Annotated in this window: 17 protein-coding genes; 9 read left to right on the forward strand and 8 right to left on the reverse strand. The window is 39.1% G+C overall.

Going from position 1 to position 12,763, the window contains the following annotated elements; translation table 11 throughout:
• Nucleotides 1–97 precede the first annotated feature (97 nt).
• Together KV40_RS23890 and KV40_RS23895 are read left to right on the forward strand one after the other, a co-directional pair.
• Complete coding sequence (locus tag KV40_RS23890; RefSeq protein WP_036486663.1) at nucleotides 98–298, forward strand: hypothetical protein; 201 nt, start codon at nucleotides 98–100, stop codon at nucleotides 296–298.
• A 36-nt stretch (nucleotides 299–334) separates the two neighbouring features.
• The gene (locus KV40_RS23895) at nucleotides 335–517 is read left to right on the forward strand and encodes a hydroxyisourate hydrolase (protein ID WP_052055889.1); all 183 of its coding nucleotides are present in this window, start codon (nucleotides 335–337) and stop codon (nucleotides 515–517) included.
• A 57-nt stretch (nucleotides 518–574) separates the two neighbouring features.
• Here the strand turns inward: KV40_RS23895 and KV40_RS23900 are convergent, their stop codons facing one another.
• The 4 genes from KV40_RS23900 to KV40_RS23910 are packed head-to-tail and all read right to left on the reverse strand — an operon-like array spanning nucleotide 575 to nucleotide 2,523.
• Complete coding sequence (locus tag KV40_RS23900) at nucleotides 575–1,744, reverse strand: tyrosine-type recombinase/integrase (protein ID WP_305727906.1); 1,170 nt, start codon at nucleotides 1,742–1,744, stop codon at nucleotides 575–577.
• On the reverse strand, nucleotides 1,741–1,974 hold the full coding sequence (locus KV40_RS36350) for a GNAT family N-acetyltransferase (protein WP_216595696.1): 234 nt from the start codon (nucleotides 1,972–1,974) through the stop codon (nucleotides 1,741–1,743). Before KV40_RS36350 ends, KV40_RS23900 begins: the two co-directional genes overlap by 4 nt.
• Entirely contained in the window at nucleotides 1,965–2,255 is a 291-nt protein-coding gene (locus tag KV40_RS36355; RefSeq protein WP_216595697.1) for a hypothetical protein, read from the reverse strand. The genes KV40_RS36350 and KV40_RS36355 overlap by 10 nt, the downstream gene beginning before the upstream one ends.
• The gene (locus KV40_RS23910) at nucleotides 2,248–2,523 is read right to left on the reverse strand and encodes a DUF1778 domain-containing protein (RefSeq protein ID WP_036486664.1); all 276 of its coding nucleotides are present in this window, start codon (nucleotides 2,521–2,523) and stop codon (nucleotides 2,248–2,250) included. Before KV40_RS23910 ends, KV40_RS36355 begins: the two co-directional genes overlap by 8 nt.
• Before the next feature lie 264 nt (nucleotides 2,524–2,787).
• Here KV40_RS23910 and KV40_RS23915 point away from each other — a divergent pair, with 264 nt between their 5' ends.
• The 3 genes from KV40_RS23915 to KV40_RS23925 are packed head-to-tail and all read left to right on the forward strand — an operon-like array spanning nucleotide 2,788 to nucleotide 4,464.
• Complete coding sequence (locus KV40_RS23915) at nucleotides 2,788–3,366, forward strand: Uma2 family endonuclease (protein WP_036486665.1); 579 nt, start codon at nucleotides 2,788–2,790, stop codon at nucleotides 3,364–3,366.
• Between the two features lie 7 nt (nucleotides 3,367–3,373).
• Complete coding sequence (locus KV40_RS23920; protein ID WP_036486666.1) at nucleotides 3,374–3,847, forward strand: hypothetical protein; 474 nt, start codon at nucleotides 3,374–3,376, stop codon at nucleotides 3,845–3,847.
• Nucleotides 3,848–3,873: 26 nt separating this feature from the next.
• Nucleotides 3,874–4,464: a hypothetical protein gene (locus KV40_RS23925; RefSeq protein WP_036486667.1), complete on the forward strand. Its 591-nt coding sequence runs from the start codon at nucleotides 3,874–3,876 to the stop codon at nucleotides 4,462–4,464.
• Between the two features lie 10 nt (nucleotides 4,465–4,474).
• Here the strand turns inward: KV40_RS23925 and KV40_RS23930 are convergent, their stop codons facing one another.
• The 4 genes from KV40_RS23930 to KV40_RS23945 all read right to left on the reverse strand — a co-directional run bounded on the left by KV40_RS23930 (nucleotide 4,475) and on the right by KV40_RS23945 (nucleotide 10,685).
• A complete protein-coding gene (locus KV40_RS23930; RefSeq protein WP_036486668.1) occupies nucleotides 4,475–4,717 on the reverse strand; it encodes a hypothetical protein in 243 nt (80 codons plus the stop codon).
• A 127-nt stretch (nucleotides 4,718–4,844) separates the two neighbouring features.
• Nucleotides 4,845–5,963, reverse strand: coding sequence for a ParB N-terminal domain-containing protein (locus KV40_RS23935; RefSeq protein ID WP_156114152.1), 1,119 nt, complete (start codon nucleotides 5,961–5,963; stop codon nucleotides 4,845–4,847).
• A 3-nt stretch (nucleotides 5,964–5,966) separates the two neighbouring features.
• A complete protein-coding gene (locus KV40_RS23940) occupies nucleotides 5,967–6,746 on the reverse strand; it encodes a ParA family protein (protein ID WP_036486670.1) in 780 nt (259 codons plus the stop codon).
• A 66-nt stretch (nucleotides 6,747–6,812) separates the two neighbouring features.
• Complete coding sequence (locus KV40_RS23945) at nucleotides 6,813–10,685, reverse strand: hypothetical protein (protein ID WP_052055890.1); 3,873 nt, start codon at nucleotides 10,683–10,685, stop codon at nucleotides 6,813–6,815.
• A gap of 20 nt (nucleotides 10,686–10,705) precedes the next feature.
• On the opposite strand from KV40_RS23945, the gene KV40_RS23950 reads away from it, so the two are divergent.
• From KV40_RS23950 to KV40_RS23965, 4 genes are all read left to right on the forward strand, one after another.
• Nucleotides 10,706–11,182, forward strand: a complete 477-nt coding sequence (locus KV40_RS23950) for a hypothetical protein (protein WP_036486672.1) — start codon at nucleotides 10,706–10,708, stop codon at nucleotides 11,180–11,182.
• A gap of 176 nt (nucleotides 11,183–11,358) precedes the next feature.
• Nucleotides 11,359–11,775, forward strand: a complete 417-nt coding sequence (locus KV40_RS23955; protein ID WP_036486673.1) for a hypothetical protein — start codon at nucleotides 11,359–11,361, stop codon at nucleotides 11,773–11,775.
• Nucleotides 11,776–11,896: 121 nt separating this feature from the next.
• Nucleotides 11,897–12,139, forward strand: coding sequence for a hypothetical protein (locus KV40_RS23960; protein ID WP_036486674.1), 243 nt, complete (start codon nucleotides 11,897–11,899; stop codon nucleotides 12,137–12,139).
• A gap of 284 nt (nucleotides 12,140–12,423) precedes the next feature.
• On the forward strand, nucleotides 12,424–12,763 hold a 340-nt coding region (locus KV40_RS23965; protein ID WP_036486675.1), incomplete at its 3' end, for a DUF932 domain-containing protein.

Below are 12,763 nucleotides of genomic sequence, written 5' to 3' on the forward strand. Positions count from 1 at the left end.
CGAAGTTCGGATGTTACCATCTTTACTATTACGAGTAATGCACGCTAATATCTAAGTATATACGAAACGTATATTTCGCTACAAAACGGAGGTAAATATGACTATTATTAGCAAAGCAACTCGCCACAATAGAAATTGGACTAATCAAACACTTGTCAACTTAAGCCAAAACTTAGGTCAAGCTTACTGCCCTGGATTAGACAACGCTAAATCGAGTCAAAGGTCTGATTCTTGGACTACAGACAAGTTTATTGAAATGAGCAGAAATTTAAGTTCGGCATATGGTGTAGACTTCTAGTTCATTAGCAGAAGATCGAATGTGTAAGGTAACAAAATGCGTAACTTGATTCAAAGCTTGTCAGCAGGTATGATTTTCTCTCTTTTCTCTACAGCAGTCTATGCAGAGAGAATTTCTACTCACGTACTCGATGTTTTTGATGTAGAAGATCCAGAAGAACACTATCACGTACCAGTAGTTGTCAGTCCCTACGGCTACAGTACTTATTGTGGAAATTAATCTTTGTAACGTTAGTTTGGATTGAGTAAATTAAATTATTGACAAAAATAACTGCTATTACTTTTTATCCTGAAGATTAAGTTTGTCTTCAATATTAGCTCCTGGATTATGTTCCCAGCGATCGCCGACATGAGCATAAATCGAAGTAGTTCTGGGATCGGCATGACCCAGCAAATCTTGCACCTGTCTCAAGTCCGAACCAGTTCTCAGTGCCAGCGTACCGGCAGTATGTCTTAAACTATGGGCGGTAAGAGTTCTACCAGGTGTATGTTTGAGATTGCATTCAATCAAAGCGCGATCGCATATCTCCCGAATACTGCGTCTGGATAATTGACCTCCTTTATTGTTGTTACTAAGCGAGACAAAAACATAATCTGTAGGCTTGATTTTTCTTCTAAGAACTTTGCGTCTCAACTGAAGATAATCTTCTAGCTGAGTTGTCAAATTTTCAGTTAGAGGGACGATTCTGCTACTGCGTTTAGCAGATACTTGTAATCCTGTTTTAATACCCTGCCTGACGATATCTGATACTTTTAGTTGGTGCATTTCAACCGTTCTGCATCCTTCTAAGCTCATAATGCCAATCAAAAGGCGATCGCGCAACAAGCTCAGTCTGTCTTTATTCGTCCTCGCCCGCTCTAATTGAGACTGTAGATGGTCGAGTAGATATTTCAATTCCTCTGCCTCCATAAAGGTAATCTGAGCGGCAGGATCTTTTCTGTCCTTGGGAGCTTTAATCTTTTGAGCGGGATTATTGCCAATCAGCCCATGAGTTTGTGCTGCTTTGTAGAAGATTCTAATAATGTTGAGTTTGGTAGCAATGGTCGAGTTAGCGTATCCCGATTGAACCAAATATTGACGGTATTCCCTAATATCTTCTGCCTCTGCCTCGGTGGGCGAAAGTAAATTATCTCCACACCAATTTAAATACTGCTTGGTTTGAGACAGGTAGTTACGAATGGTATCAGAGGACGCTGCACCATCTCCTACTTCCATCATTAGGAATCGGGCAAAAATGTCTTCTAGGTCAGTGGTTTTCGTTTTAGGGACAACTATAGCTGGTTCTTCCTTGCTCCGTCCTATACGCTGAGGAAACCTCAGACGGGGCATTCGCCCCATCGTCTCGCTTTGCGAGACTGGCAACGCATTCGCGTTGCGTGGCGGTGCGCTTTTTTTCCCTGTATTATTTAATCTGGTTTCTGCTACTGGAACAATCTCAATTTTCATAAGCCAAACTCTTGTTTAATAATTTTCAACGGCAGAAATAACGATAGGGGACTATCCTGAAAAGGAATAAATTCATGCTTGAGATAGAATTGTTTAGCCCTCTCATCAATGGCATCTACTCTTACTGCATAAATACCAATCTCTGATGAGGCTCTGACTATTCTCCAGAGTGCATTGACTAATAGTTCCGTTCCCAATCCCTCTCCCTGACAAGAAATATCTACAGCCAATCTCGACCAATCAATGCTGCTGGTAAGGGATAAGCAGGCAGCTTTCGCCTTTTCTCTTCTGGTAAAGATTGAAAATCAATCGTGCTAGAACTGATTGTGTAATAACCATCAATAATCACGGGCGTATCTGACTTGACAGCAACAAAAGTTTTATTTATCCCCGACTTATCGTTCTGTCTAGCATATCGCTTCAGATATTCATTTAACTCCCAATTGCCACAATCAAAATTTTTACGATTGTGTTTCTTCTCCAAAGGTATGAATTTCCAAAAATCATTCATATTTATTTCGATATTCTGCTATGGCTGACTTTAACTTCCCTTGTAATTTGGGCGGATTAGCCATAGCAGACAGAAATAAGTCGCGATCGCGATCTGTCAAAATAAGTTTTTCTCGCTCTTCTAGATCTTTTTGTGCCTGGGGTAATAAATGTAGCAAGGTATAGGCACTCAAGGATACTCCTAATTGAGAAGCTGCTTTTTCCAACAATGCTTTCTGTTCGGCCGTGACTCTTAAATCGATACGACTATCTTTTGATGAAGCTGACATAACTAAAAGAGCGATACATTACTTTACTATTTTATTCTATATGCGGAAGATATACGTACATTTTATTTAACCTCCGATTAGTGTCCTAATAAGATGTTAAATTAAAACTTTTGTTTCTGTAATTGTTTCTGTATATGCACTGTAGATGCTTAGTATTTCTACAAGCCACAACTGTTATGCAATTGTTATGCAAAAATTAACTGGGAACGTCAGCCGATGCTAAAATTACTTTAATTGTCGGTTAACGCATAAGTTGAAAAAATCATGACAGCAATAAATTTGGCTACTTTTACCGACCGAATCAGCGATACCCAACTCGAACAGCTTTGTGCGGATAATCCAGAGGCGAGATTTGAGACTACTCCATCAGGGGAACTAATTATTATGTCGCCAACAGGTAGCCTAACAGGTGAAAAAAATTCAGATCTTTTAATCCAGATCGGGATTTGGAATCGTCAACACAAATTGGGCAAAATATTTGATTCTTCTACAGGTTTTAAATTGTCTAATGGGGCTACACGTTCTCCTGACGTAAGCTGGATTGAGATAAATCGATGGCTAGCCATACCCAAAGCGCAGCAGCGTAAATTTGCTCCTATCGATCCCGATTTTATCATCGAGTTAATGTCCCCTACCGATGACTTGGATGAGCTACGCAATAAAATGAACGAGTATATTAATTGCGGAGTCAAGTTGGGTTGGTTAATTTGCCCTGATGAGAAGCAGGTAGAAATATATCGTCAGGGACAGGAAAAGGAAGTTTTAGATAATCCTGGTAGTTTGTCTGGGGAAGATGTCTTACCAAAATTGATAGTAGATTTTACAGATATTTTTGCTGATTGATTAAATTGTGGGAAGAAAAGCCGATTCCAAATGCGTTTACTGCGCCAGGAACTATGTCACCGAAGCAGAGGCACAGACCAAGCATCCAGAATGTTATGTTGCTAAAGAGCGTCTTTGCTATTACAAACGCTATCGGTTGAGAAATCGGAGTCAGGTAAATGCTAAGCGTCGTCAAAATTCTGCTAGAGCCAAAGGTATCGAAACACTAGAGCCAATACTACCCGAAGCCTATCGAGCAGAATTAGAAATATATGGCAAAGAAAATCAGTTCGTTCACGCAATCGCACTTAAAATCTATCAGGGTAAGAAACTATCACATCAAATGTCACCCCAGCACACCCAAGGACTCAGACAACCTGAATTAGAAGATTATATTCAAAAACTTTTGGCTTATTTGGAAACAGAATATGGCATAGATTGTTTTGGTTTAATTTATTGGCTAAATCCAACTGATTGTCCCGAATGCAAAATCAATTATTAAGCAACAAGAATTTGAACTGAAGTATTGTGAACTACTCATTTGGCAGTATCATTCAACAAGTTAACTTAATTAATTCATCTCGGTTGCCAGATGAAATCAAACTACGCCAATCGGGTGAGTTGTTTTACCAGGGTAGTCTAAGTATTCTGGCACGAGCAGAAGCAGCCTTAGAAGATTCTCTACAACCAGAAATAGAGCTAACCGACACCAAAATAGATAGTAGCTTTAGTCTATTTTTAGCTTCTTTGACACAACGAAGCATTAGCACTAATTTCTTTAAAAAATATCTCCAACCCAAAGTCAGAGCAGAATACCAACGCGAATCGTCGGTCGCAATTCAAGCTTTAACATCTGGCGAAGCCATAGAAAAATATAGTTTAGAGAAAATAAGTTCGGAGGTTAGTTCCCTGGCTTACGATGAAAATATCAATGCTTGGATAGACAAAGTAGCAGAATGTCTGAGAGGTAATCCTCAAGTTAACACCTTAATTCAGATTGTTAGAGCTACCGATCTATCTACGGCTCAAGTTTTCATTTCTTTACTATTTGGCAACTTTGAACTCGTGCCATCAGAAAACTTCTATGATGGCTTTAAAATTCTCGCTCGAAATATTTAATAAAAGCGACTCAAATGCTTAAAAATTCATAACCACGCACTTGACGACGAATCTGCTGTTTTTGGTACTCTTCCAATCCACATTGATAGTCGGAACAAACTACCGAGTTAGAACGACCGAAATCTAAACTTACAGCACTACCCCAGGTTTTTTTGACAATCCAATCGCCAAAAAGATTTTGACAGAGTTCGACCGTATAAAACCGAGTATTTTTTTGCCAAAACGAACGCTGCCACAGTTCAATTTGATACATAATGTTTCAAAGCCAAAATTGTGAAAGTGAAAAAGCCGAGCCATTAGCAACCTCAGCAAGCTCTAAATTACCGCTCTACCCACATTAAGTTTCATTTAACATTTTACCTGGACGTTCAGGTAAAAACTCATGAAAGCATCTGTTCGATTTCAGTCAAACAAACTTTAACAGTATCTTTAAGAGCCATTAGTTCATCCTGCGAAAAATCTTGAAGTTTTAAACCGTCTATTTGCTTTTGAATCTTTTTAAGTTGTTTTACAGAGGACTTTTCTGTTTTTTTGCCAGAATGCTCCAGCAGAATGTTTTTCACTAAAGACTTTGTTTGAATAAAACTTAACTTTTCTTCAAGCACTTTTTCAACTGCYTTGTCTCTGATAGAGCGGATTTCGCATTCTGCTTTATTGGGCAGATATTTTTGTTTTAATTTGCTGAGAGGAAGAATATGACTACATGGCATTTCTTTCATACGTACCGCAACTTTGAGATCTTCTGGAACTGGATAAAACGCAAGATCTGTTTTTATAAACGATTTAAAATCTATTTGCARTAAAGACAACAAAGTAAGAATTGATACTTGTTCTTGCGAAAATTCCCGTAAAACTGTCTCGTTTTCTCTCAAAACTTCTGATTTTGTTGATTGCTCTATTATTTCGCCAAGCTGAGGATTCTTTTTTATTTTGTAGGCGATATTATTGAGTGCTTTAAAAGCAGTGTCAGAATCTATCTGGCATTTATCCTCAATTTCCATCATTACCGAGTCGATGCGATCGAGAGTATTAAGAGTCTCTTTATGTAAATGATGTAGTAAAGAGCGAAAGTGGAGTTCAGATTCAGATTTAGCGTTTGATAAAGATGCTGTAAGTTSTTGCCAATCGTCTTCTCCTTGTTCGACCAAAGCAGACGCGGCTCTCCAAGTCAATTCTCCATCTTCAATAGCATAGTTGTTTGTTATTTCTCCTTCTAAGGGAAACAAAACAAGAGGAGAAAGTTGACCTTGAGTTCTTAGCGATTCCATTCGCTCTGCAATCATTTTTTGAGTAAAGGTTTGACGAGATTGATTGCTAGGGCGAATATTTTTAATATCGACTAAAAATTTTCTTGAAGATTGCGAAGGAGCAAGTGGTTGGTTTTGCTTTAAATCTTCAATTTGTCGCCTAAGATCTTCAATCAAATCATGTTGACCTTTTAGCTCGGCGGTCTTRGTAAAGCGCGATTTCATCCGTTCCGACACATTTGTTTTAGCCATAGTCTATTTAGAAAATATATCGTCAATAATCTCAGAAAAAATTATATTCATAGAATCGGTAGACCTCAACTGTTTTAGAGATTTACCTTCAATGGCAGCCCTCTTAAGATTTAGCCAATACCGAATTGCTGGATATATCTTCAGTTTTAGCTCTTTTGCTACATCTTTGAGGGCTTTAAGTACCATGCGATCGCTAGAAGACTTATTATCATATTGATTGGGAAGTAGCCCCAAAATTTTAGGTGGGGGACTGAGTTCTAGCTCTTCAAAGCTTTGTAGGATTCTTTCTACAAGGTCTGGAACGCTAAAGGTTTTAACGCCCACATTGACGGGGATCAAAATATCAGTGCTAGCAACAACTACATTTTCTGTAAGAATGTCGTATCCTCCAGGAAGGTCGATAATTATTAAATCGAAGTTAAGAGGATAAGAAGAAAATATTTTTTGTAAAATATATTCCCTTCGTCTTTTTTTAGAAAGTACCTCTTTTAAATGCTCGATATCAGGATGACCTTGAATTAAGCCAATTTTATCAGTTCCCAAAATAGGAGAAATAAAAGGATAGTCTCCTTTGAAGTTAGAGTCAAAAAGCGCGAGGGAAGTTTTTGTAGGATCTTGTTGGGGTTCTGTTCCCACAAACTCTTCAATGCTGTGATTTTGATCTAAATCTATAATACCTACGCTATGTCCGCGCAAGCTAGCTTCATAAGCTAAGTTTACTGCCAAAGTTGTTTTGCCAACTCCACCCGCATTCGACAACTTGGCTAAAATTCTTGGCTGCATATTTTATTTTCTAAAAATTTTACAAATATACTAGCTGATATACTAGCTGATTAAAAATATTTGAGGTTATCTTTCCCAAGAAAACTTGTGCACTTTTTGAGAATCAATAATGTTTTCTCTAATTTGATTTGCTTCTTGATAAGTTTGATAAATATAATCTTGAGCTTTTTCTTTGTACTGAGTTTCTGGCATTGACTGTTTCCATTTTTTTAGGCGGTCGCTTTGAGACAAAACCTGTCCAACTCGCTTGAGGTTAGAATTGCAATCAATCGCGCTTCGCGATTCGCCGTTCGCGGTAGCGAACGTCGGATTGCCGAAGGCAATCGCTTCTTTAATTACCAGCATAGCTACAGCAGTATCTATTTCTTCATCTCCAGTTTGAAGAAACTTAGGATTGGCTTCGACGACTTGATTTTTAAACCTTTGATATTCTTGTCTGAAAACTTGTCTTTGCCGTTCGATACTTGTTTGAGACTGACCCAATTGTTCTTGCAACTTGGGATTCATTTCTTGAAAAAACTCTACTTCCGATTGGCTTAAATTATTGATTTGCTCCTGCCATTTTCCTTTATTGAATTGTGCTGACAATTTTGTCGAACCTTGTAGATCCTTCATTACCAGAAGCTGCTTGTCTTTATTCCAAGTAGCCGTATATTTTTGTCCTTCAAAATGTTCCGTACCTTTCAGCTTGAGAAAGTCGCGCAAGATCGGAGCAACAGTTGCGACTGCTGAAGAATTATTAACTTCGGCAGATTGCCAGGGATAGTTGAGAGTTTCTAAATCTACTTTTAAATCAGTCGTGGTAGCTGGAGAGCGAACCAAGTTKACAGGCAGAGTAACTTTATTGGATATAAGAGATAGCTTTTCTAATTTTTTAACACTATCGCGATCGATAACTCCCAAAATCTTGCCGTCCATTATCGCTACGGGCTTCTTTTTATTATTAACAAAAGCATAGTCCAAATTAATTTTGGCTGATTCTCCCTGCCAATCTCGATTCGCATAAGCAAAGTTTTTAATTTGCCCGATCTCGATCGTATTGCCTTTAGGAGTAGTAGCAATAATCGAAGCTCCTGGTGGCGAGCGCAGGGTAGCTGTAAATTTAGCTCCCTCAGCTAAAGATACCGACTCATCACTAAACTTGGCTAGAAATTTACCTTCTACCAAAACTATTTTTTTGCCATAGTTGTAGCTTTGAGGGTCTTTATCTTTGACAACCTCACAATTTACTTTTTCTCCCTGCCAACGTTTATTGCCATAGTCGGTAGAATAATGACTCCCTACTAAAGTTAAATCCCGAATGGGTGGCTTTTCTAATTGTTTGACTATCCGTTCGGGAAACAGGTTAAAGGCAACACTGGCTTTTTTGACATAGTTAGTATTTGCACTTTTGGTATGAGACACATCCCACAGTGCTGCTRCCAGAGAAGCTTGTACGAGTTCTGGCGTATTCTGTCGAATTTCGTCTAAGTAGTTAGTAACTCTGGCAAACATCGCCCCGCTCTGAGTTTTAGTAACTCCAGGTTCTATTCGTATTGTTGCTCCTTTTAGAGTATGCCCAGGTTTCAAACCAAACTGTTTTATCTGTTCGACATTAATAGTGCCAATTTCTTTGTTCCCTGTAGGCTCAATGACTACTGCCAGAAGCGTGTTTTTATTTTTAGGGTTGGTTTTGATGCCTACATCTAACTTTTTGGCTTTCCAAATTGGTGAATCTGATTTGGCAAACTTAAGTAGATTGTCGATCTCAATAGTTCTACCGCTCGTTGCTGAAGTTATTTTAAGTACGGGCTGGTCGATTTGTTTTTCAGTAGCGATCGCCTCAGCTATTAAAGAATTATAGGTATCCCTAACCGAACGTGCTAATTCCTCCTTTTGGCGATCGAACTTAATGTCGGAAAATAGTGGGCGAAACGACACGGTAGGCTCAGGAGTAAGCTGATTTTGCTGAAAATGCTTATTTGTCTCGGCTACTATAAAGTCAATTGGGGAGTACCCATTAGTCTGCATCGAACGTTTTTGATAAGTTTCGGGATTTTTCTTATCTAACAACCATTGTGGATATTTATAGCTACCGATCGCCTTTAAAGTTTTTAGTAATTCCCCATCGGGACGAGCCGCACTCTTCGGTCCATCAACGGCAACCTGCAACTCGTTACCAAGATCGGCTACTAAATCGAAATTAATTCCTTCAACTGTTTTCAAGGCTCGATTAGTTTCTTCTGCTGAAAGTCGCTCTGGCAATTTGGCTAAAAACTTGACGCGATCGCCATATTTGTCGGGTAGAGAGCGATCTTTTTCTAATAATCCAGACATCTTTTTAGCAATGGTTTTGACATAGCCTACCTTTTGTGGTTCGGGAAGTTCGCGGGCTTCCCATCTTAAAGCCACTGCCCTTTGAATTTGATTGGCGATCGCACCAATTTGATTGTCGGCTGCCGATAGAGCAATTTCAGTAAAAGTTCCTTGATAAGGAATTTTGTCTCTTTTGACAATATCGGGGTAACGATTTTGTTCGAGGTTATATTCTTTAACTTCTTTGGCTAGAATTGGAAACTTTTCTGCCATCTCAAAGGCTAAACGATCCCCATCATAATCCGCCTGAAGGTGTTTGGCGGCGGCAACTGGATTGATATGTACTACTCCTTTAAGATGCTCTACGAATGGCAGGTGGCGGTTCTTGAGAACTATTACTCCGTTAGAGTTGATTAAAGGCGATCGCGTAACGATAACTTCTTTTCCTTCGGCAATATGAGGAACACAAATTTCATCCTCTTTTAGCTTCAGACTCGGTTGTGCCATTCCTGCCTGAAACTTAACGCTTCTGCCTGTCGCTATGTCTGTCCATCTTTTTCGGACAAACTTGTTTAATTCGTCGATAATTTTAGGGTGTTCGGTTAGTTTTCCATGCTCGTCAGCTTTGAGCAGTTTGTATAAATTATGGTCTTCTTCGGTAATTGGTGTTTCGCGATCGCCAAAAGCTTCGTCGATTACTCGGTCAAATCCCTCTAGCTCGTCATAGTTTTGGTTTTTGTCGTCTATCTGACTTAAATCTTTTCTTTTCTCGTACAGTTCGATATAATTCTGGGCTAGCTTTTGCGGGGAAGTTTGGTCGGTCGCCAATTTTTTGCCCTCACCCTTTACTAAAGCCAAAATCTCGTTTTTTACTGCTTTGGGATAGTTAACCAATACCTGAGTCCCTAAACTCTGTTCTCCATACTTGGCTAAAGTTTTTATACCTATCCCCACTTTGAGATTGTATTCTCCAGGCTCTATCGGTTCGTAACCTTTCTTTCTTCCCTTAAAGCTGCTGGTTGGTAAAATTAGATCGTAGCCAATTTTTCTTGAAGTTCTACCATTCTGGGATCTTTTGGTAGTTATTTCTGTTCCGCTTAAATTATCCAGTGCGGCGGGAGCTAACGTACCTTTGGCTATTCGGTATACCGAACTTTCTGACTGCGGTTTGATTCCCAATCGGTACTGAAATGGCGTATTGTCCAATCCCGTAAATTTTTCAGCCATTTCCAAACCGATTTTGCCATAGCAATCACCTACTAACTGTTTGGCTTCTTCAAGTGGCATGATGCCACCATTAACTCCAGTTTCATCATCGACAACTAAAACTCTAGCGTCTATTTCTTTAAGACTTTGACAAGGAGTAAAAATTAAGCTGCCGTATGCCGCTCCATCCGATTGATTGGGATATACTAAAGATCTAACTTCGCGATCGGCAAAATACAATCTCTGTCCAGAAGCAAACTGCAAGGTTTTGTTCTTGTAGTTTTCCAAGTGTTCTGGTGTTGTAATATTTTGATAGACTGCACCTATACTGAAGGTGGTATCGGGAAACAAATACTCTGCTAAAGAATTCTCAATTTTTTCGTTAATGTCTATATTCTGTCGAGTCAGAGTATCGAAACGATCGAGCTTTAGAGTCATATCAGCAAACGGTAGAAAAAATGACTAGTTTTGATTCAGCTTTTTACAGAGAACAAAATGATGACGGGTCAATGACTCCACAATACCGCCAACGTTTGAGAAACGATGGTTGGAGCGAAGCAGAAATCGATTGGGTAGAAGAAATTAATATGCGCCATACCAGGATCGATCGCGAAAATGCCATTGCCAGAAAAAAGCATGAGGAATATTGTGATGAATGGAGTAGACAACAAGCTATTGAAAGAAGAGAACGAGAAAAGTTGGGAATCGAGCCAACTTTTAAGATTTTATATAGCTCCAAAGATAAAGTAGATACTAACTCGATGAGTCCCGCCAGAAGACGAGCTTTTGAGATGTGCGGATTGGATACTGAAGAACTTCTTTCTCAAGGATACATCGGTTTTGACGATCTAGATGATTCTGGTGAGATTGATGAGGAAAGTGATTTTTCAGAACTTTCTGATGCGGACGATTCTCCACCAGAAATACCTTTTTAATAGTGGCTACTCCTCACTTGCAACTTCGTCCCGAAGATTGTTCTTCGCTAGGTTTGTTAATCCTAGAGCATATAAAAAAGCATAAACCAAAAAAAAACCTAAATAGTAGCTCGATCGATTCTGGCTGTCGCCAAACATTTCATGAAAGTTCTTATCCAAATTGTTAGGAAAATACCATGAAATTAATCCAAGCTACCGTTTCTAAAGCTGCAAAACAAATCCCTACCAAGTACGGCGATAGGGTTGTACTTAACTGCCTAACCTACACAGGAGAAGAAATTGCGGTTTGGGGCAATCCAGGGGATAGCACTCTTACCAATCGTTATCCTAACGAGCCTGTAAATCTTGCCGTAAACGAAAAGGGTAAATATTCTGTCGTCGAACAAGTCACAACAAACGCTACATTACCATCACCCAAAAGTGACAGTAAAGCCGAAGATATTAAAGACTACGCTCAACGTCTGGCTAAACTCTATTCCTATTGCTTTAAAACTGCTAAAGCTGAGTTGAACAATAGTGAATTGCCGATAGAATCCGTAAAGGACATCGCTACTACACTTTTCATTACCACTCAACGTAAATTTAATCTGTAATAACTTTAGCGATTTCCTTTGGCACTAGCAAAGACGCTATTCTTCAGGCAATCTTGGCTTTGTTACATCGCTTCGCGCAATCTCACTTCATCACTAAATTACAATATTAAGGTTTAGAAAAATGGAAAATCTAATCTTTTCAGCAATTCTCTATTTGATTCCAGTGCTTTTTTTCTATTGCCCAATAGTTAAAGCACTTTATAGAGCGATCGCGTTCGAGCGCACTAAAAGGGATCGCCTCAACAGCATCCCTTTTGCTAGCCCTCCAGAACTGTTTGCTCTAGCCGAGGAATACAGAATTTTCGTTCCTACTCAAATAGACCAATACGATTTGCAAAACGTTTTAATCGCACAACTCTGTTGATTCTTTATTCGTGCAGTCAAGGTCAACGATACAAAACATATAGACATTGACTGCTTTGGTAACACAAACTTTCTCGTAACTATCATCTCCTCTTTAACTCAAGAATTAAACAATCCTCGAAGATAATTATGACGAAGAAATTTGCGAAATTCCTCTTTTTGAATTTTAGATAGAAAACAGCGAGAACTTAACTGTTGAGGATTGGCTACCGCCAAAAATTTTGTGAAAAGGTTTGAGCATCTGACTCAAACCTAAAAAAAACAATGTATTTGGTGAATAACATTATGCCACATGAATTTGAATCGGGATTTTTCGTAGCTAAACCCGCTTGGCACGGTCTGGGCAAAGTTCTCAATAATCCTCCTACTACTCAACAAGCAATTGTTGAAGCCGATCTAGACTGGATTGTAGAAGAACATCCTATTTACCAAAGCCCAGAACCTTATGAATATACTTCATTACCAAACTACAAACTATTGATTCGCTCTAGCGATCGCCAAACTCTCGGAGTTGTCGGCAAAAACTACAAACCCCTTCAAAATCAAGATGCTTTCAAGTGGTTTGATTTTCTGTTGCATGAGGGAAATGTGTCTTTAGAAGCAGCTGGTTCTCTCAAACGTGGCA

The sequence above is a fragment of the Myxosarcina sp. GI1 genome, from assembly GCF_000756305.1.
GTDB lineage: Bacteria > Cyanobacteriota > Cyanobacteriia > Cyanobacteriales > Xenococcaceae > Myxosarcina.